18 protein-coding genes are annotated in these 20,019 nt (G+C 49.9%); 11 read left to right on the forward strand and 7 right to left on the reverse strand.

Annotation, left to right across the window (positions count from 1 at the left end; genetic code table 11):
* The first annotated feature begins 10 nt into the window (after positions 1-10).
* A complete protein-coding gene (locus BW972_RS09215; protein WP_007659444.1) occupies positions 11-889 on the forward strand; it encodes an OmpA/MotB family protein in 879 nt (292 codons plus the stop codon).
* A 97-nt stretch (positions 890-986) separates the two neighbouring features.
* Here BW972_RS09215 and BW972_RS09220 read toward each other — a convergent pair whose 3' ends face one another.
* Positions 987-1,559 carry a cupin domain-containing protein gene (locus BW972_RS09220; RefSeq protein ID WP_076421877.1) on the reverse strand — a complete coding sequence of 191 codons (573 nt, stop codon included), beginning with the start codon at positions 1,557-1,559 and terminating at the stop codon, positions 987-989.
* Positions 1,560-1,702: 143 nt separating this feature from the next.
* On the opposite strand from BW972_RS09220, the gene BW972_RS09225 reads away from it, so the two are divergent.
* Positions 1,703-2,683, forward strand: coding sequence for a helix-turn-helix transcriptional regulator (locus BW972_RS09225; protein ID WP_076421878.1), 981 nt, complete (start codon positions 1,703-1,705; stop codon positions 2,681-2,683).
* Here the strand turns inward: BW972_RS09225 and BW972_RS09230 are convergent, their stop codons facing one another.
* Together BW972_RS09230 and BW972_RS09235 are read right to left on the reverse strand one after the other, a co-directional pair.
* A complete protein-coding gene (locus BW972_RS09230; protein WP_076421879.1) occupies positions 2,684-3,217 on the reverse strand; it encodes a DUF2062 domain-containing protein in 534 nt (177 codons plus the stop codon).
* A 193-nt stretch (positions 3,218-3,410) separates the two neighbouring features.
* Complete coding sequence (locus BW972_RS09235; RefSeq protein ID WP_076421880.1) at positions 3,411-4,514, reverse strand: AI-2E family transporter; 1,104 nt, start codon at positions 4,512-4,514, stop codon at positions 3,411-3,413.
* A 25-nt stretch (positions 4,515-4,539) separates the two neighbouring features.
* Between BW972_RS09235 and BW972_RS09240 the strand changes: the two genes are divergently transcribed.
* A complete protein-coding gene (locus BW972_RS09240; RefSeq protein ID WP_007659428.1) occupies positions 4,540-5,967 on the forward strand; it encodes a DEAD/DEAH box helicase in 1,428 nt (475 codons plus the stop codon).
* A gap of 304 nt (positions 5,968-6,271) precedes the next feature.
* On the opposite strand, the gene BW972_RS09245 is transcribed toward BW972_RS09240, so the two are convergent.
* Positions 6,272-6,559 (reverse strand): hypothetical protein, encoded by a 288-nt coding sequence (locus BW972_RS09245; RefSeq protein ID WP_076421881.1) that lies wholly within the window; start codon positions 6,557-6,559, stop codon positions 6,272-6,274.
* Positions 6,560-6,669: 110 nt separating this feature from the next.
* On the opposite strand from BW972_RS09245, the gene BW972_RS09250 reads away from it, so the two are divergent.
* The 4 genes from BW972_RS09250 to BW972_RS09265 all read left to right on the forward strand — a co-directional run bounded on the left by BW972_RS09250 (position 6,670) and on the right by BW972_RS09265 (position 12,311).
* Positions 6,670-8,925 (forward strand): efflux RND transporter permease subunit, encoded by a 2,256-nt coding sequence (locus BW972_RS09250; RefSeq protein ID WP_076421882.1) that lies wholly within the window; start codon positions 6,670-6,672, stop codon positions 8,923-8,925.
* A gap of 60 nt (positions 8,926-8,985) precedes the next feature.
* Complete coding sequence (locus BW972_RS09255; protein ID WP_076421883.1) at positions 8,986-9,570, forward strand: hypothetical protein; 585 nt, start codon at positions 8,986-8,988, stop codon at positions 9,568-9,570.
* 162 nt (positions 9,571-9,732) lie between these two features.
* A complete protein-coding gene (locus BW972_RS09260; protein ID WP_076421884.1) occupies positions 9,733-11,673 on the forward strand; it encodes an AAA domain-containing protein in 1,941 nt (646 codons plus the stop codon).
* A 122-nt stretch (positions 11,674-11,795) separates the two neighbouring features.
* Positions 11,796-12,311 carry an FKBP-type peptidyl-prolyl cis-trans isomerase gene (locus tag BW972_RS09265; protein WP_076421885.1) on the forward strand — a complete coding sequence of 172 codons (516 nt, stop codon included), beginning with the start codon at positions 11,796-11,798 and terminating at the stop codon, positions 12,309-12,311.
* 75 nt (positions 12,312-12,386) lie between these two features.
* Here BW972_RS09265 and BW972_RS09270 read toward each other — a convergent pair whose 3' ends face one another.
* Positions 12,387-12,974: an acyl carrier protein phosphodiesterase gene (locus BW972_RS09270; protein WP_076421886.1), complete on the reverse strand. Its 588-nt coding sequence runs from the start codon at positions 12,972-12,974 to the stop codon at positions 12,387-12,389.
* Between the two features lie 131 nt (positions 12,975-13,105).
* Between BW972_RS09270 and BW972_RS09275 the strand changes: the two genes are divergently transcribed.
* Positions 13,106-13,600, forward strand: a complete 495-nt coding sequence (locus BW972_RS09275; protein WP_007658579.1) for a pyridoxamine 5'-phosphate oxidase family protein — start codon at positions 13,106-13,108, stop codon at positions 13,598-13,600.
* Between the two features lie 113 nt (positions 13,601-13,713).
* On the forward strand, positions 13,714-14,454 hold the full coding sequence (locus tag BW972_RS09280; protein ID WP_076421887.1) for a spheroidene monooxygenase: 741 nt from the start codon (positions 13,714-13,716) through the stop codon (positions 14,452-14,454).
* Positions 14,455-14,456: 2 nt separating this feature from the next.
* On the opposite strand, the gene BW972_RS09285 is transcribed toward BW972_RS09280, so the two are convergent.
* Complete coding sequence (locus tag BW972_RS09285) at positions 14,457-15,152, reverse strand: DUF1003 domain-containing protein (protein ID WP_076421888.1); 696 nt, start codon at positions 15,150-15,152, stop codon at positions 14,457-14,459.
* Positions 15,153-15,261: 109 nt separating this feature from the next.
* Entirely contained in the window at positions 15,262-15,915 is a 654-nt protein-coding gene (locus BW972_RS09290) for a DsbA family protein (RefSeq protein ID WP_200805472.1), read from the reverse strand.
* Between the two features lie 359 nt (positions 15,916-16,274).
* Between BW972_RS09290 and leuS the strand changes: the two genes are divergently transcribed.
* Both leuS and BW972_RS09300 read left to right on the forward strand, forming a co-directional pair.
* Positions 16,275-19,046, forward strand: a complete 2,772-nt coding sequence (gene leuS / locus BW972_RS09295) for a leucine--tRNA ligase (RefSeq protein ID WP_076421889.1) — start codon at positions 16,275-16,277, stop codon at positions 19,044-19,046.
* A gap of 123 nt (positions 19,047-19,169) precedes the next feature.
* A complete protein-coding gene (locus BW972_RS09300) occupies positions 19,170-20,018 on the forward strand; it encodes a universal stress protein (RefSeq protein ID WP_076421890.1) in 849 nt (282 codons plus the stop codon).
* Position 20,019 lies beyond the last annotated feature (1 nt).

Genomic DNA, 20,019 nt, shown 5'->3' on the forward strand with positions numbered 1-20,019 from the left:
AAAGATTGACATGAAAAAGAATTTCTACAGAGCTTCCCTCTTCCTTTTGATCGGAAGTCTTTCGCTTTCTTCCTGCGTTGTTTCAAAAAAGAAATACGAGGACCTGATGGCCCGCAAAAATGCCCTGGAGCTGGATAAATCAGATTTGGAGCAGCAGAAAAGCACCCTGGAGCAACAGAAGTCTGCCCTTGAAACTGAAAAAGCCCAACTGGAGCAGGAGCGCGCCGAACTGGAGCGCCAGAAAGCAGAGTATCAGCAGAGCCTGCAACAGGCCCTGAAAGAGGGTAAGGCACTGGGTGAAACGCTGAACATGAACAAGTCACAGATCGACAAGCTGAACGCCGACCTGAAAGCCCGTGAGCAGCGTCTGGCCGAACTGCAGCGCATCCTCGACGAGAAAGATAAGGCTGTGAACGCCTTGCGTTCTAAAGTAAGCAATGCCCTGCTTGGCTTTAACGACAAAGACCTGACCGTTAACATCCGCAATGGCAAGGTATACGTGTCGCTGGCAGAGCAACTGCTCTTCAACTCCGGCTCTACCAAAGTGGACCCTAAAGGTGTTGAGGCACTCAAAAAACTGGCTACCGTATTGAAAGAACAGCAGGACGTGAACGTAGTGGTGGAAGGACACACGGATGATGTGCCGATCGCTCGTGGTACCGTAGGTATGCAGGACAACTGGGACCTGAGTGTACTTCGTGCCACTGAGATCACCCGCATCCTAACACAGGCAGGTGTTCAGCCCGACCGCGTTACACCGTCTGGTCGCAGTCTGTACGTGCCACTCGACAATGCCAAAACAAAAGAGGCGCGCCAGAAGAATCGCCGCACTGAGATCATCCTCACGCCTAAACTGGACGAACTGTTCCAGATTCTGGAGTCGGCTTAAGCAAGCGCCATACCTTGTATACAAGAGCCAGTTCCGTAATGAAACTGGCTCTTGCGCTTATAGGCGTTTCTTAAACGTACAAAAAGCAACTTTCCTGCTATGCTAGCTGCTCTGCAACTTGTGGCAGATAATACTTTTCAAGGTCTTTGTGTTTCCCTCGTCTCCGGGCTTCTTTGGCAAGCAAACCCGCTAACCATATTTGGAATCGGTGTGGCAAACCAGCTGTATAGGATTCACCCATATGAAATAAAAGCGCTGTATGCCAGAAACTTTTCGGAATGCCGTTTGCCCTTGTAAGTCCATCATGCGCCAAACCATAGGCTATGCGTAAAGTTGCTTCAAACTGGCGGGCAGGCTTCACTGTGACAAGGAATACACATTTCCTGCAAGTATCTTTATTATAGAAGCGATGCAGGACATGCTTTGGTGCCACGGCTTTGTCACCTGGTTGAAGTTGGATCCGCTGCTTGCCTAGCTGAATACTTAGCGTTCCCTCCAGTACTTCAAACTCCTCCTCAAATGTAGCATGGTAATGCAATCCATTTCCCCCTTTAGGCCCCATCACCACCTGCACTAGCAGATAATCACCATCCGTATCAGCGGCACTCTTTATAATGGTTACATCATAGCCTCCCAATGTACTTTTTAACTCTCTGGATAATTCTTTCATAGTAATACTATAAATATTATGGGTATATTCGTATTGCAAAAGTATAGTACTCACGCTAACTACCAGCTACGCAATAGGGAGCGGCATCTACGAAAAAAGGATTATCATGCGATGATTGAAGGGGCGTTAGAGTTTTCCGGACTATGCGGATAAAGATTACTGACAGCAATTTGAATGATCTGCTGCTGTACCAAAACCAGCTTGCAGGCAGCCAGCATACATCTCAGGTTGCTGCATCTCAACATGTCCAGGATCCGCAGCTAGGCAAGTTTCTGCAACGGTACATTCACTTTGAGCATTTCAATATAGCACAGCTTTGCTGGCAACTGGACCAGGAACTAGAACTGCAGACAGATCGACTGGAAGCAGGCATCAGTATGAACTTCATGTTGAGTGGTGGCATCTACTCAGAGTTTGAGGCCTTACCACAGCCTATCCGCCTGAAGCCAATGGAACATAATTTACTTTTTACCTGCGACTCAAGCGGCACGCACCTTTTCCCAACAGGCACCTTGCTGCACAATCTACATGTAAGTCTCTCAACTGAATATTTTAAAAGTATCTGCACAGAAGAGTTCCGGCTTTCTGATCTCTTGCTTAACAGCATTGAGCGGCAATCTCCTATCCTGGCATCTGCACATAATGGCAACATCACCAGCCATATGCTGCAGACGATCAAAGGCATTTTGGAATGCCCTTTTGAGGGTGCAGTGCAAAAGCTATATTTGGAGGGAAAGGTACTGGAGCTGTTGGCCTTGCAGTTCGAAAACTTGCAGAGTACGAAAGAGAGAGAAACCAGGGTATTGTCAAAAGATACGGCCCTGGCAGAAGAGATTCGGCTATACCTGGAGCAGCACTATATGGAGTTAGCCAGTTTGCAGCAGCTTGCCAAAATGTTCGGAACAAATGAATACAAGTTGAAGAAGGTGTTTCGGGAGCGGTTTGGGAGAGGTGTGTTTACTTATGCGCAAGAGCTCAGACTTGTACATGGGCTGGATTTACTGACTTCAGGTGAGAAAAACGTGGCTCAAGTGGCCGAATTATTAGGTTACAGCCATGCAAACCATTTCACGACTGCATTCCGAAAGCACTTTGGCTATCCACCGTCGCGTGTACGCAAGTAGCTAGGCCTGATGCTCTGGTACAGCTTCTACAACTTCAGGAACCTCAAAGACTGTGGTTGTTGGTTTGGGCATAACCCGCTTAAGCAAGGGAAGTAACGTCAGGTAGAGCATCCCTCCCAAAGGTACAGCCAGTATAGCCCAGGCTGATACAGCTGCTAAGTTGGCTATCCAAAGTTTATTCAGTGCAGCGAGCCAGTCCATTTTGAACATCGCTATCATCTCATCAAGCGTCAGCTTCAGCTCATCCAGCCCAAACATGAAAATGCCCATCTTGATAAATGGGATGATCAGTAACAGCTGCAACGGGTGTACCAGGTAACTTACAAGTACCGTGGCGGCGATGTTTAGCCTGAAACGGGCAGCAAGGGCAGTTCCCATCACCGTCGTAACGCCCAGGGCAGGCAGTATACCTACCACAGAACCGAGCGCAACCGTAACAGCCAGCTTATGCGGCGTCATACCCTGACGGAGCAGGTTGAGCACAGGCTGTGCAATGCGGCGCTTGAAAAATGTGGTGATGATAGAGGTAGACAAACCTTGGCTAAATTAAAAAGATGTTGGATAACAGGACTATAGAGAAGATGCCCTAAACCTGTAAAGAGTTGCATGCGCTGCAGCATAAATTATGCCTGAATCTCTTCAAAGATTAATACAGGAGTACTTGCAAAAGTAACCTCCTGAAGCTTGTTTTGTTTTGCTTATTTTAAAGCACTAAAGCAGTCAGTATTTACTTCCTGAGATGCAGGAAACGGAGAATTTTGTCTATTGTGAGTGAATGTTCTTCTGTGCCATCTGTTCCCAGCAAAAACGAAAAGGCTTGCAGCTCGGGGGTGTGATCAAAGTATATTTTGAACATACCTACAATTGGCACCGCCACAAACATACCCGGTAGCCCCCATAGCATACCTCCTATAATAATACTAAGGATCGTGAAGAGTGGATTGATGTTCACCCGGCTGCCCGTGATATTGGGTGTGAGGATATTGTTTTCTGTGAACTGCACAGCCAGAAAGAAGAGAAGTACGGCAAGGGTTTTCTGCGGATCTCCCTGCACCACCAAGGTATAAAGCAGCGGAATGGCGCCACCGATCAGCGTGCCAAAATAAGGGATGAAGTTGATGAAGGCAGACACGATCCCCAACAGGATGGCATACTCCACACCGATAATGAGCAGACCGGTCGAATTGATAACGCAGAGGATCAGGATAACGATCACTACTCCTCCCATATAGTGCTTTGTTACATCTGATACCTCATCGATCATCACCTTGACCTTTCCGTGTCGATGCGAAGGCAATGCTTTCAACAAAAAGCTCTCGAATTTATTTCGGTAGTAAAGCATTAGGAAAATATATACCGGCATCAGGGCAAACTTAGTAATGGTACTAGTAGTAGCCAGCAATATCTCAGCAATGGCTGAACCACTCAGGTCAAGCGCATTGTTCACCTGCAGGCGAAGCCAGCGCTCGTTGGACTGGTTGTCATCGCCAAACTTCCGGTCAATATGCGCTTGCAACTGATCGATGTTGAGCAGGGCCTTTTCTTTCAATTCTGGAAAATCTGTCAGGAATACCGAGAGCTGCTTGTAGAGTAGTACCATCAGCCCGGCAAAAAGGGCCATGGCAGTAATAATGGTCGCAAAGTTGGCCAGCAGCCGGGGAATGCCCCATTTTTCCAATTGCTTCACGACTGGGTATAGCAAGTAGGCAAACAGCAAGGCCATTACCAAAGGATATAGAAACTCCCGTGCCTCCACCAGCACATAGACCAGTAGCACTAGAAAAAGTAACCAATACGTCAGCTTCTTTATCCTTTTGTAATCGTTTGCCATAATCTTCTTACTGAAAAAATAGGAGATGGGATATATTGGAATCCGTACCTTTGCGCTTCACGTACGCATGCCTATGGCTTCTTTTGATCAACTGGGACTCTCCCCTGCGCTGTTAGAGCGCCTTGCTGAGTTAGAATTTCACACTCCTACTCCCATACAACTTGCCGCAATACCCCCGCTTCTCAAAGGGCAGGACGTAGCCGGACAGGCCGAGACAGGCAGCGGAAAAACAGCAGCTTTCGGTTTGCCGCTTTTGCAGCAGATCGATACAAACAAGCAGGTAATTCAAGCGCTTGTGCTGGTGCCCACCCGCGAGCTGGCTGTACAGGTACGTCATGAACTAAAGCAACTCGCTCAGAAGATTGATAACCTTAAGATCAGCGCTTTTTACGGCGGACATTCTTTTTCTCAGGAGCGGGCCTCGCTGGCTTTTCCGCCCCAGGTACTGGTGGGTACACCCGGTCGCTTAACGGATCACCTCTACCGCCAGACCGTTGATTTTGGTCAGGTTCGCATGCTGGTGCTCGACGAAGCCGATAAGCTCCTGGAAATGGGATTTGCTGATGAAATTGATCAGATACTGGAGGCTATACCTAAGAAACGACAGGCAGTCCTTTTCTCGGCCACCATGCCCGAGGAGGTAAAGACACTGATTACGGACTCGCTCAAGAACCCGCAGTTTGTGCAGGTGTCGCCAAACGCTATACCTGATCAGGTGCGGCTAACAGGTATAAAAGTTACACAACCGGACAAGCAGCAAGCCTTGCTGCATCTGTTACAAAGCATAAACCCGGCAGGTACGGTCGTGTTTTGCAACACGCGTGGTGCCTCCGACGATGTGGCGGCCATGCTGGCCAGGCACGGCTTTGGAGCCCGTTCCCTGCACGGCGGCATGGAGCAGCAGGACCGCGACAAGGCCATGACGCTTTTCCGCAATGGGACTACGCAGGTACTGGTCGCCACCGACCTCGCAGCCCGCGGACTCGATATTGCCGCGCTCAAAAACATCATCCACTACGAACTGCCAGACGACGAAGCCGCCTACCTGCACCGCAGCGGACGCACTGGCCGTGCCGGTCGAGGCGGCGAGGTCTATACCTTCGCCACCACCCGCGACGAGCAAAAGCTGCGTGACTGGGGCCTGGTGCGCATGGATGAATGGCTGAATACCGCTGAACTCACTGCACGCGTTGAGAAAGCTGAACCGGAATCCACCGAAGCCTTTGCCACCCTTCATATCAATGCAGGTAGAAAAGACAAGCTAAGCCCACGCGATATTGTGGGTGCTCTGATTGCCGCCGCCGGACTCAAAGCTGACCAAATCGGTCGCATAGAGGTGCAGGACAAAGCCAGCTATGTGGCTATACCTGCCGATCGTGCACAGGAGATTGTAGAGGCGCTTTCGACTGGAAAGATCAAAGGCAGAAAATTCCGGGTAGGGTTAGTGAAGTAAGGTAGAATGTAGGGACAGGTCGCGACCTGTCCGAATCGTGCACATGATATTCTGCCGCCCTCGCTCGCGTGCCGCGAGTGTGAGCTATCTGGCGGACTCTGGCCGCTACTGTATGTGCCTCTAGGCACAAGTGGCGGGACGCCACTAAATAACGCACACTCGCGGGACGCGAGCGAGGGCAATAAGTGTTGGATTCTCTTAGGAACAGATCGTGAAATATCTGTATCATGCCCGATCTATACCTAAACTAAAAAAGTGACTCACTGAATCATCAGCAAGTCCCCTTTTAGAATATCCAACGAGCCTAGCGCTGTTCCTTGGTTTCTTTAGCAGCCTCAGCTTTAGGCGCATCCTTCTTCGCGCAGCACGACATAGGCGCGGCGGCAGTGGCCTTACCCTCTTTTGCATCAGCCGATGCGGCTGTAGTCATATGACAAGCCTCCGCTTTTTCACCTTTCTTGGCTTTCTTTGTTTTGCCGTTTTTGTCCGAATGCTCCATCTTGCACTTGCCGCCTTCACAGGCGAGGGCTGGGGTGGCTACGCCGGCACCTACAAATCCTGCCAGTGCGAGCGCCAGAACTAATCTTTTCATATCTCTTGCTTTATCGATTGTTTAAACAGAAATCAACCCTTTGTTGTTGAGTGAGTAAATATACACGTTCTACCTAATCACCAAAATGATCATCATCATTTTTTAATCCTTTGAGCCACAAAACCAGCAGTTTACTAGTTCTTACCGTCATCGCCATCCTGACGGTACTCAGCGTCTTCTACGCTTCCCGTTTGCGTTTCGATTACAACTTCGACAATTTCTTCCCGAAGGGCGACCCGGATCTGGCTTACTATTTCAGCTACCGCGACAAGTTCGGCAACGACAACGATTATTTGCTAATTGGCCTCGATAATAGTGGAAGCTTGTTCGATCAGCAATTCCTGCAAAAAGTCGATACCCTGACCCGCTTTATGCAGCGACAGCCGCATGTGGAATCCGTGCTCTCTCCTACTAACGTCAAAAGTCCGATCATCGAACAGTTCGGCTATTTTGAGATTCCCTACCTGCATCCCGACGAACCCGAGCGCTATACTCAAGACTCTTTGCTGATTTACCAGAGCCGGGAACTGGTGGGCACGCTTTTTTCAGAGGACGCCACGGCCGTTTCCCTTTTCATCCAGACCAGCGACAATCTGGCCAAGGAACCCGGCGATTCGCTGATAGCCGCCATGTATGGGGAAATAGAGCGATTGGGTTTGCAGGAGCACCATGTAGCGGGCAAAGTGCTGGCGCAGTCGGTCTTCATTGAGAAGATGAAAATCGAGTTGGCCATTTTCATGTCAGCCTCTATCCTCCTGGTCATCCTGTTTCTATGGATCGCATTCCGATCGGTTTGGGGTGTGTTGGTGCCATTGGTAGTGGTACTTCTTTCCGTTCTCTGGAGCCTCGGGGTGATGGGAGTATTCAACAAACCGATCGATGTGATGACGGTGCTGTTGCCGACCATCATGTTTGTGGTAGGTATGTCCGACGTGATTCACATCATGTCACGCTACATCACCGAAATTGGTCAGGGCGTTACCAAAATACAGGCGCTGCGGGTCACGATCAAAGAAGTAGGTATGGCCACCCTCCTGACCTCGCTCACCACCTCCGTTGGCTTCCTGACCTTGCTGACCACTTCCATCGTGCCCATTCGTGAGTTTGGCGTTTACACTGCAGTAGGTATAGCCCTGGCCTTTGTGCTGGCCTTTACAATGCTGCCGGCTATTCTTCTCCTCAACAAAAAGCCCAATCCACGTCGGGCGCGGCGCATCGACCTGTCCTGGCCCATGCTTTTGCGGCGTGTCTATACCTTTGTTTTGCGCAGGCCATACCCTATTCTCTATACCACCATGGGCGTTGTGCTGGTTTCCCTGATCGGCATTAGTATGATCAAAGTAGATACGACTTTGCTTGAAGATCTCGGCGATGATGACCCGATCATCAAGGATTTTCAGTACTTTGAAGAGAAATTCTCTGGCGTGCGCCCTTTTGAGCTGCACCTGATCGCTGGTCCCGACAAAAGCATGTACGACCTGGAAGTGTTGCAGGAAGTCGATCAACTGGAAACATACCTCTACCAGACCTACGGCCTTAACTTTATTACTTCGCCTGCCACCGTTGTGCGTGCCATCCATCGCGCACAGAATGGCGGCCTGCCGGATTACTATACCTTGCCCGCCAATGAACGGGAGATGCAACAGGTACAACAGCGACTGACGGCATTCAGTAAACGAAGCGAACTGCGGGCAGTCGTGACAACTGACCAGCAGGAAGGCCGGTTGGCTGGCAAAATGACCGACGTAGGCAGTGTGAGGGCCGCTGAGTTGAATGATTCATTGGAGGCGTTTATTGACCAGCACATCAACCCGGAGCTACTTCAGACCCGCATTACGGGCAGTGCCGTCATGCTCGACAAAAACAATGATTACGTAGTGAGTAACATGCTACAAGGCTTGCTGATCGCCTTTTTGGTGGTGGCGCTGCTGGTGGGCCTGATTTTCCGCTCACTCCGCATGGTAGTAATCTCGCTTGTTCCGAATATCATTCCTCTGCTGATGATCGGGGGCATCATGGGCTTTTTGGGCATCAACATGACCGTATCGGTTTCGATCATCTTCACCATCGCTTTCGGCATTGCCGTGGACGACACGATCCACTTCCTCGGCAAACTCAAAGTAGAACTGCGCAAAGGCAAGTCGCTGCCCTACGCCATCAAAACAACCATTATCTCGGCAGGCAAGGCGATCATCATCACCTCCTGCATTCTGGTGGCCGGTTTCCTGACACTGGTGCTGTCTTCCTTCGACGCGACCTTTTACGTGGGGGTATTCGTGAGTCTCACGCTGGTGTTTGCCGTGGTGGCCGACCTCTTGCTTCTGCCCGTGCTGATCCTCTATTTTTACAGGCCAAACGGAAAATAATTTGTGCCGAATCCAATAAGGATGGCCATATTTGCGTGATAGAGTAAAGCATTCCTTTTTATGATGATGAAGAAACTACTGGCTATTTGTATTTGCTGCCTTTGGTTTGTGGGCGCGCAGGCACAGGAACAAGCTCCACCGCAAGAAGACAAACTGAGTCGCCTCATGGGCGAGCGTGAACAGCTGATTCTGGAGTACCAGTACTACAGTCAACAGAACAGCAACTTCTGGGGCAAGCAATCAAAGAAAGACCTCCTCAATATAATAGATACGCTTAAAGAGATCATCCGTAAGGACTCGGAACTGATCGCGGCCGTGAAGGAGGCCAGCGTGCGCAAGATCGCCGAGAGCACCGTGGAGAGTCAGCGAGCCGGTAAAATGATCCAACAGGACGAGCGCCTGATCAACAACCAGATCTCCGACCTCAAAGGGCAGATCAGCACCCTTGAGAGTCAGGCCAAAAAGCGCGAACGTGCCATTTTGGACCTGAAAGAGCAACTGAAAGCCACCGACGAGGTGCGCTACGGCAAAGACCGCGTGATCGCCATATTGGGTGGTGCTGCTTTCATTATGTTCCTTTATGCGGTGTTCCTGCAGATCAGGCTCAGCACCAGGAAGACGCCTAAAAAACGGAAGAAGGCTTAAGGCCGTATAGCTGCCACTGGTATAAGAAACATCCTTTAGCAGCGGAATTATTTAGCATGCGCTTTTTGTTATAAACTGATGCCCTCACAGGTATACACAAATAAGACAAAAGCTACGGAAAAGGCTGGCGCTTCGTACCCAGCCTTTCTTTTTTAGATAAGAATGATCGATATTTTTGAAGAACTACGGCAGGTAAAGGACTTGCTGAAAATAGAACAGGAAGAAGACCGGCAGCAATACAAGCTGAAGGCACTGAAGAGCACGATCACGGAGCGCAAGGAAATGGGCCTTTGCTGGTATCCGGTGTTCATCTCAAAAGAAGAGATCGGTTTCGGCAACAAAGTAGTGATCGAATTGGAGCGTACCTCCGACCGTGATCAGCTGCACCTTTTCCAGCCCGGCAAAACAGCCTCACTTTTCATCAACAACGGCGATAAATCCAGCCTGAGCGGCGTGGTGCTGGGTGTCAAGCGCAATAAAGTGATCCTGGCGACCAACAAAGAGGATCTGCCTGACTGGGTGGGAACAGGGCGTATGGGCATTGAGCTGACCTTCGATGAGATCAGCTACCGCGAAATGGAGATCGCCCTGAAAAAGGTGCAGGAAGCCAATGGGACGCGTCTGGCCGAACTTCGCGACATCATGCTCGGTATAAAGCCCGCCGCTTTCACGGACGAGAAACTGGAGGAGATTCAGGTGCTGAACGAGTCACAGAACGAGGCTGTGCAGAAAATTGCGCAGGCCAGGGATGTGGCGATTATCCACGGACCTCCGGGTACCGGCAAAACCACCACACTGGTGCAGGCCATCCTCCATACCTTGAAATCGCAGAAGCGCCTGCTCGTGACGGCTCCTTCCAATACGGCCGTTGACTTGCTCACTGAGAAACTTGCCAATGAAGGCGTGAACGTGATCCGCATCGGTAATCCGTCGCGTGTGTCGGATGTACTCTTGGAGCATACTTTGGATGCACAGGTGATGGCGCACCGTGCCTACAAAGACCTCAAGAATCTGCGCAAGACGGCCGAGGAGTACAAGCGCATGGCCTACCAGTTCAAGCGCAAGTTTGGCCATCAGGAGCGGGCGCAACGCCAGCTGTACAAATCCGAAAGTCACCGCCTTCTCGACGAGGCAGATAATGTGGAGCATTATATCACCGATGACTTGCTGGACAATGTGCAGGTGATCACCTGTACATTGGTGGGTGCCGCCAACAAAGCCATACGTCACCTGACCTACGACACGGTGTTCATTGATGAAGCGGCGCAGGCTCTTGAGCCTGCTTGCTGGATCCCCATCAGCCGCACGAACCGTGTGGTGCTGGCCGGTGACCATTGCCAGTTGCCTCCTACTATCAAGTCGCTGGAAGCGGACAAAGGCGGTTTGAGCGTGACGCTGTTTGAAAAGTGTATTAATCGTCAACCGGAGGTGTCGGTAATGCTGAAAACACAGTACCGCATGCACCACCACATCATGCAGTTCTCGAACCAGCAATTTTATGGTGGGGAACTGGTGGCGCACGAGAGCGTGCACAGTGCCGAGCTGCACGGGTATAGCACCATCTTTGCGCCTGACATGGCCGTGGAGTTTATCGATACGGCAGGTTGCGGGTATAACGAGGCAGAGATGCCCGAGACGCAAAGCTCTGCCAACCCGGAAGAGGGGGACCTATTGATCAACCATCTGTCGAACCTCCTGAAGAACTACGACGAGGAGGAAGAAGTAGCGCCGCTGAAGATCGGGGTGATTGCGCCTTATCGCGCCCAGATCAATTACCTGCAAGATAAAGTGGAGCACACACCACGTTTGCACGAGCTGCACCAGAAGCGTCAGTTGAGCATCGGTACCGTGGACAGTTTTCAGGGGCAGGAGCGCGATATTATCTGCATGAGCCTGGTGCGCAGCAACGAACGCGGCGAGATCGGTTTCTTGGCGGACGAAAGACGCATGAACGTGGCCATGACCCGTGCCCGCCGCAAGCTGATCATCGTAGGCGACAGCGCCACGCTTTCGACCAATCCTTTTTTTGCAGAATTGATCGCTTATGTGGAGAGTATAGGTGCCTATAAAAGCGCCTGGGAGCTAACTGAGAGCATGCCTTAGCGTAGGTATAAGTTTAGATTTTATTTTTTCATCATCAGAGGGTTATTCAAATAATACCGGGTCGGCTATGCTTCTCCGGTTAATCTTTCTACCTTTCTGATACCAAACCAAAACACACAATTATGAAAATTGAGAAAAACAGAGTGGTGACGCTCTCTTACGAGCTTCGTATCCAGAACGAAAACGGTGAGCAAACCCTCGTTGAAACTGCCAATACAGAGAATCCAATGGTGTTCATATACGGCATGAGCGGCCTGCCAGATCAGTTCGAAGAGAACCTTGACGGCAAGAGCGCTGGTGACGACTTTGACTTTAAACTAGACTCAAATGCCGGTTACGGTGAGTTTGATCAGAATGCGGTGGTAGAACTGCCGATGAGCGTGTTTGAAGTGGAAGGTGGTATACCTGAAAACATGCTGGAAGTTGGCAACTTCATCCCGATGGCGGACAGCGAAGGCAATCAGCTGCAGGGCCGTGTGGCTGAACTGAAAGACAATGTAGTGGTAATGGACTTCAACCACCCGCTGGCTGGCAAAGAGCTGTTCTTTAAAGGGAAGGTTGAGAAAGTGCGTGAGGCTACGTCTGAAGAACTCGACCACGGTCACGTGCATGGCGAAGGCGGTGTGCATCACCACTAAGAACCAATCACAATTTACAGAAAAGGAGTCGCAGGTATAGCGGCTCCTTTTTTTTGTCTATTCTCAGGCTATACCTTACTTCAATTCCGGCAGTACTTCCTCTACATAAGCGATCAGCTCCGGGAAGAATAGTGAGAAATCCTCCCTATACAGGGTATAGTTCTTCAGCAATTCCTCTCCTGCCCTCTCCATACCTGACTCGAACGAAGTCCGTCGACTCAGGCCACCCAAAGCCTGTGTTATACCTGACACCTCGGCATAAGACAGAAGCCAGTTCTGCCGCATCATGTATGGGAAAAAATACTGGACACGCTCAGGCAGATTAGACAGGTGCTGGTTGATCAAGGTATAGATGCGGGTGGTATACGGCTCCAAAGGTTCATTGGAGAATTCATCAAAACGACTGGCCAAAAAGTGGTCGAAGTACAGGTCTGCCACCACCGGAGCATATTTGCGAAAGTGTGGCCGCAGACGGGCTTTGGTCTCGCTAACAATCGGATGGGTATCGGTATAGGTATCGATGAGGCGGTGCAATTTGATGCCGCGGGCTATACCGGCCGGGTATAGCTCCAGTTGTTTTCCCTTCACAGCATCGGCAATAAAATTGCCCAGCAAAAGCGCTTCGTCGTCGCCTGAGAGGAAAATATGGGCAAGGTAGTTCAAGGGCTCGGGGTTTTGTTCGGTTGCAATATAAACATCTTATACTTGCTTCGGTTGTAAAGGTATAGCCAAAACGGGCATAAACACTTTAGCGCATTAGCCCGTACCACTTAAACACATACAACCTAAAAACTATGAACAACGACAGAACTGAAAAACTGCAGACACTGATAGACAAAATAAAGGACGTCGACACTGCCATGATGTCGACGATGGACGAGGACGGCAGCATCCGTAGTCGCCCGATGCGTAACCAGCAAATCAAGGACGATGGGGCTATCTGGTTCTTCACAGGTTACGAGTCAGGTAAGTCGCACGAGATCAAGAACGACTCACACGTGAACCTGAGTTATGCCAAGCCATCGGATAATCTGTATGTGTCGGTTTCAGGCAAAGCCACACTCACCAAAGACAAGGCAAAGATCGACGAGCTTTGGACCCCAGCCATGAAAGCTTGGTTCCCGGAGGGTAAAGACGATCCGAATATTGGCCTGATCAAAGTAACCATCGACAAAGCGGAGTATTGGGACTCACCTAATAGTGCTGTGGTGCACCTCATTGGTATGGCGAAAGCAGCTATTACGGGGGAGCGTTATAAGACGGGCGACCATGACAAAATGAACCTGTAGGTATAGCTCAAAAAATTTCCTGAGACACCTGCCAAACATTTCCGTTCGGCAGGTGTTTTTGGTTTATTCGTTTTGTAAATTGCATTTATACTTACCATTTAATACCGAATCCCTTGCGACAAATTAGCACCAAGTCTGATCGACTAACCACCCTGACGCTTTTCGGTTTTCGGAAAGGCCATATCCGTTGGGGTTTGGCTCAAATGGGCACCAAAGGCACCGAACTTAATCAAATACCCGGTCTATTGTTTCACAAATTACTGGGCAGCGGCCATGGAAAGGGTTTTAGCATCAAACCGAACTTCAGAAGGTATGGCTTGATGTGTACCTGGGAGAGCGAAGAAGCAGCCGATGAGTTTCTGGAGCGCTCTGAATTGATGCTGGAGTACCGCTTGCACGCATCTGAGATCTGGACGGTAAAACTTCTACCTACACAGGCGCATGGCCTATGGGACGGCGTGCAGCCCTTTACGCCACAACTGTCCGAAAAGCAACATGATGGGCCTGTAGCGGTACTCACCCGAGCCTCGATCAATTGGCGGGCACTGCCACAATTCTGGCGTTTTACCCCTAAAGTGAGCAAGGCGCTGGAAGATGCCAAGGGGCTCATCTGCTCCATTGGACTAGGCGAGTTGCCCCTAATCCGGCAAGCTACTTTCAGTGTTTGGGAGTCGATGGAAGATATGAAAACCTATGCCTACAAAGGGGATCTGCACAAAGAAGTCATCAAGCGCACAAGATCTGAGAAGTGGTATAGCGAAGAGCTCTTCGCCCGGTTTATACCTGTCGGGAGTCATGGATTGTGGAATGGGGTTGATCCTTTGTCAAAGGTGATCAGCAATACGCTAACTTAATTTTACTTTCTGGAGCGATTGAGGATGTCCTCCATCAGATCGACCTGGATCTGTTGAATTTCCAGCAGGCGCTGGTTCTGGTGCACAATCAGGTGATCGATTTTTTCATGCAACAGGCGTATCTCCAACTCAGCCTTTAGATTGACTTTGTAATCGTACTCGGAGCGCTGCCGGTCTTTCGCCTCTTTTCGGTTCTGCGACATCATGATGATCGGTGCCTGTATCGCTGCCAGGCAAGACAAGATCAGGTTGAGCAAAATGAAAGGATATGGATCAAAGGGACGTGTAGCCAGCAGGTAAACGTTCACCATCATCCAGAGCAAAATGAATCCGAAGAAAGCTATGATGAACGTCCAGCTGCCACCGAAAGAAGCTATTCTGTCCGCCATGCGGTCCCCAATAGGTAGATTCTCCAGTATTTCCTCCTCGATGTTAGTAGATAGCAGCTCGTTCTCCTGAATACTTTCCAGTACTTCTTTTTCAAGCTCCGAGATCTCTCCTAACTCTTTTTCCAGTAATTGTTCCAGATACAGTTTGCGGTACTTATTCAGATTCCCCACCGCCACATAAGCCTCATCAGTAAAATCGGGATAGTCGGCTTGGATCAGCTTAAAGATAGGCCGCCGGATAGAAGCTCCCAGTACCAGTTGGTTTAGAGGGAGTTGCCTTTTGGTGAGATGGCAGACAGCGGTTTTCAAGTCCTGCGAATTATGTGGAGACAGACTTAGTTTTGTACGTAAATTGCCTGATAGGTATAAAAAAACGGACCGACATTTAGTGCCGGTCCGTTACGATGGTATTTTATCGCTATTTAGGTTGAGCCCCTTTTAGTGCCTCTTCGAGCTTGGCATTTAAAGCATCGTACAGGCGATAGCCTCGACTCAAGAGACTCAAATTGTGCCCGACGAGCAGGTATAAACTTGGAAAGGCGTTGGCTTGCAGGTGTCGGGTGATCTGGAAATCCTGTAGTGTCTTCTCTTTCATTTCATCGGAGTGAAATTTCTCAAGAAAAGTATCTTCCGCTATACCTAGTCCTAAAGCGATCTCGGCCAGTACCTCCGCCTTGGTCACATCATTGTTGCGGGCATAAAAAGCGCGTTGCACTTCTTCGGCCATTTCCAGCTCCTTCTCAGGTTGCAGGTAGCGCATGGTCACCACAGCGCGGCAAGCTGGCTCCGTATCGTACACAAAGCTGTCACGCTCAAAAAAGCCAAAGTCAAAAGCCTGTTCAGTCGCTTTCTCTACTTCCTGCCAATGCTGTTTCACTGCGGCTTTCATCTCGTCACCCATCGGCTCGGTTGTACCCGGGCGCAAGCCACCCAGCACCAGCTTGAAATTGAGTTTGCCTTCCTGTTCTGTTTTGAGCTGGTGCAGCACCGGCGCAAATCCATAGCACCAGGAGCACATCGGATCCATCACGTAGATCAGGTGCGGCACATCCAGCAGGTCGTATTTTTCCATGTCGTTCTGTTTTGCTTCAAAGTGCAAAGGTAGGTATTGATTGTTAATTGTCGATTGCTGATTGTTGTTTTGGTATACCACTAATAGAGAAGTATCGATATCAGCAAAAAATCTAAAATGAAAAGAGCTATACCTATGCAACAAACCTAACAGCTCAATTTGTCATTTCGCTCAGAGAGAAGGCTGGGAAATTCCGAGGATAGAACAAATTCAGATCCCTCCTTTCTGTCAAGATGACAACTGAGAAAACCTAATGTTTGGACTATAATCACTCAACAATCAGCAATCAACAATTTAACAATTCAACCATTTAAAGTATCTTAGCAGCTTGTTTAGATCAAGCGAATTCACGATAAACTATGTCAGAGTATAATTTCAATCAGATTGAGAAGAAGTGGCAGCGTTACTGGGAACAAAACCAGACTTTTAAGGCCACCGATAACACCGATAAGCCGAAGTACTATGTGCTGGATATGTTCCCTTACCCTTCCGGGGCGGGTCTGCATGTGGGTCACCCGCTCGGTTACATCGCCTCTGACATCGTGAGCCGCTACAAGCGTTCCAAAGGTTTCAACGTGTTGCACCCGATGGGCTTTGACTCTTTTGGTCTACCAGCCGAGCAGTATGCGATCCAGACCGGTCAGCATCCGGCCATTACAACGGAGCAAAACATCGCCCGCTACATCGAGCAGCTCAAAAACATTGGCTTCTCCTACGAATGGGAGCGCGAAGTACGTACCTCCGACCCAAACTACTACAAGTGGACGCAGTGGATCTTCATGCAGCTGTTCAACAGCTACTATGACTATACCTCCGACAAAGCCGAATCCATCGATAAGCTAATCGCTGCCTTTGAAGCAAACGGCAACGCGGATATAAACGCCGCCTGCGACGAAGACACGCCTGCCTTCACGGCTGAAGACTGGAAAGGCATGAACGAGCAGGACAAGGCGGAGATGTTACTCAGGTACAGACTGACTTACGTAGCTGATGCCGTCGTGAACTGGTGCCCAGCCTTGGGTACGGTACTGGCCAATGACGAAGTAGTTGGTGGTGTATCGGAGCGTGGCGGTTACCCGGTAGAGCGAAAAAAAATGCGTCAATGGATGATGCGCATCACCGCCTATGCGGAGCGCTTGTTGCAAGGCCTCGATACTATTGACTGGCCGGAGCCGGTGAAGGAAATGCAGCGCAACTGGATCGGAAAGTCAGTAGGTGCCGAGCTGGACTTTGCCATAGAAGGCGGCGCTTCCGAGAAGATCAAGGTTTTCACGACCCGTATCGATACCATTTATGGTGCCACCTTTGTGGTGCTGGCGCCTGAGCACGAACTGGTAAATGAAATCACAACGGATGCCCAGCGTACGGAAGTGGAGCGCTATGTGAACGTAGCCAAAAACCGTTCGGAGCGTGAGCGTATGACTGATGTGAAAACCGTGAGCGGTGTGTTTACCGGAGCCTACGCCATCAACCCGATCTCCGAAGAGCGCGTGCCGATCTGGATCGCGGACTACGTGCTAGCGGGTTATGGTACCGGCGCTGTGATGGCCGTTCCGGGACACGACTCCCGCGACTACGCTTTTGCCAAGCACTTCAACCTGACCATAAAAGAAGTGGTAGCCGGTGGTAACCTGGAAGAAGAAGCCTATGCCGGTAAAGAAGGAAAGATCATCAATTCTGGTTTCCTAAACGGGCTGGACGTGAAAGAGGCCATAAATGCAGGTATAGCCAAAGCCGAAGAACTTGGAGTAGGCAAAGGCCGCACACAGTACCGCATGCGCGACGCGGTGTTCAGCCGTCAGCGCTACTGGGGTGAGCCGGTACCGGTATACTTCAAAGACGGCATACCACGCTTGATGGATGAAAATGACCTGCCACTGGAACTGCCAAAGATCGACGCCTACCTGCCTACTGAGACAGGTGAGCCGCCACTTGGTCGCGCCGTGGACTGGAAATATCAGGATCAGTACGAATATGAACTGAGCACGATGCCGGGTTGGGCCGGCTCGAGCTGGTATTGGTACCGCTACATGGATCCTCAGAACGATCAGGCTTTCGCTGATAAAGCCAAGGTAGAGTACTGGCGCAATGTGGACCTTTACATGGGTGGTGCAGAGCACGCAACCGGTCACCTCCTCTACTCCCGCTTCTGGAACAAGTTCCTTTGCGATATGGGTCTGGTGGTAGAGCAAGAGCCGTTCAAAAAGCTGATCAACCAGGGGATGATTCAGGGCCGCTCAAACTTTGTGTACCGCGTGAAGGACAGCAACACCTATGTGTCGTACAGTCTACGCAAGGATTACGACATCACACAACTGCACGTGGATGTGAACATCGTCGAGAATGATGAGCTGGATCTGGAGGCCTTCAAAGCATGGCGACCGGAGAACGCCAATGCCGAGTTTATACTCGAAGACGGCAAATACATCTGCGGCGTCGAGATCGAAAAGATGTCGAAGTCGAAGTACAATGTTGTGAACCCGGATATTATTGTAGAGCGTAACGGAGCTGACACCCTGCGCATGTACGAGATGTTCCTGGGACCATTAGAGCAGTTCAAGCCTTGGAATACCAATGGCATGGACGGCGTAACGAAATTCCTGAAGCGCTTCTGGAAACTCTTCCACGACAATGAAGGCAACTTCACAGTGTCTGATGCTGAGCCAACTGCCGAGGAGCTTAAGTCGCTGCACAAGACGGTTAAGAAGGTAGAAGAGGACATTGAACGTTTCTCCTTCAATACTTCCGTTTCAACTTTCATGATCTGCGTGAACGAACTGACAGCCCTGAAGACAAACAAGCGTGCCATTTTGGAGCCACTGACAATTGCGCTGGCACCTTATGCACCACATATCGCCGAGGAGCTTTGGGAAAAGCTGGGCCACACCCAGAGCATCACTTTCGCCTCGTTCCCGGCCTGGGATGAAAAGTATCTGGTGGAAAATACATTTGAGTATCCAGTATCCGTGAACGGTAAGACGCGCGGCAAAATTGCCTTTGCCACTGACACACCACGCGAAGAAATGGAAAAGGCGGTGCTAACCGACGAAACCGTTGTCAAATTCATGGAAGGAAAAACACCAAAGAAAATTATTATCGTCCCTAACAAAATCATCAACGTGGTGGTATAAGGATTTCCATCTTACCACTAACTTTTCCAAAAGCCGCTCAGACCCCAAATCTGGCGGCTTTTGGTTTTCTATACTTAACTAAAAGCCCAATGTATACCGTATAGACTAGTAAACCTCTGTGCTATGCTGCGTATACTTGCACCCACCGATTTTTCGACCGATGGCTACAATGCTACGCTGGTTGCCATGCAGCTAGCCAGAGCTTTGACAGCTGAAGTAGTGTTTGTACACGCCATGGCAAAGCCGCCTGTTCCGGCAGCTTCTCCTGAATCACTCTTCCGGAGTGTTTACTCGGAAGAAATGCGGAAAACGCAAGTTAGACTCCTGGACGAGGCTCAGCATCTCTTAGATATTCTTGATCTGCGTCACGCTGAAGTCAGGTATAAGACTTTGGTCGTACCAACACCCTTTGCAGACGCTATGCTACAGGTAATTGCAAGCGAAAACATAGACCTCGTGGTCATGGGAAGTCGCGGCAGCAGTCAGTTAAAACAAATTCTGATCGGAAGCAACACGTTAGAATTGATGCGCTTGAGTCCTGTTCCACTGCTTGTTATACCTAGCTATGACGTGTTTGACGGGTTCGACAATATAACGATCCTGCTTGAGCAAATGAAATTGCCGGAGCGGGCAGGTATAGAGATGCTCGATAGCATTGCACAGACCTACAATGCCATGTTGCATTTTCTGATACTAACGAAAGATGGGCAACAGGTGCAGGATGTATCCGAACTCCAAGATCAACACTCCTCCTGGCAACATGTCTTAACCAGGCCACATACCACCAACTTACTGGCAGACTCTGAAGCGCCAACAGGTATGCGAGCCCACATGGCAGCCACCAATTCCAGTTTAGTCGTGCTGATGCCTGAAAAGCTAAGCATCTGGGAGATCCTGTTCTCCAAAAACCTAAGTGAAGAACTAGCAGTCAGAGCCCATATGCCATTATTGATACTTCCCCATAAAGTCTAAC

Source organism: Pontibacter lucknowensis (genome assembly GCF_900156415.1).
Taxonomy (GTDB): Bacteria; Bacteroidota; Bacteroidia; order Cytophagales; family Hymenobacteraceae; genus Pontibacter; species Pontibacter lucknowensis.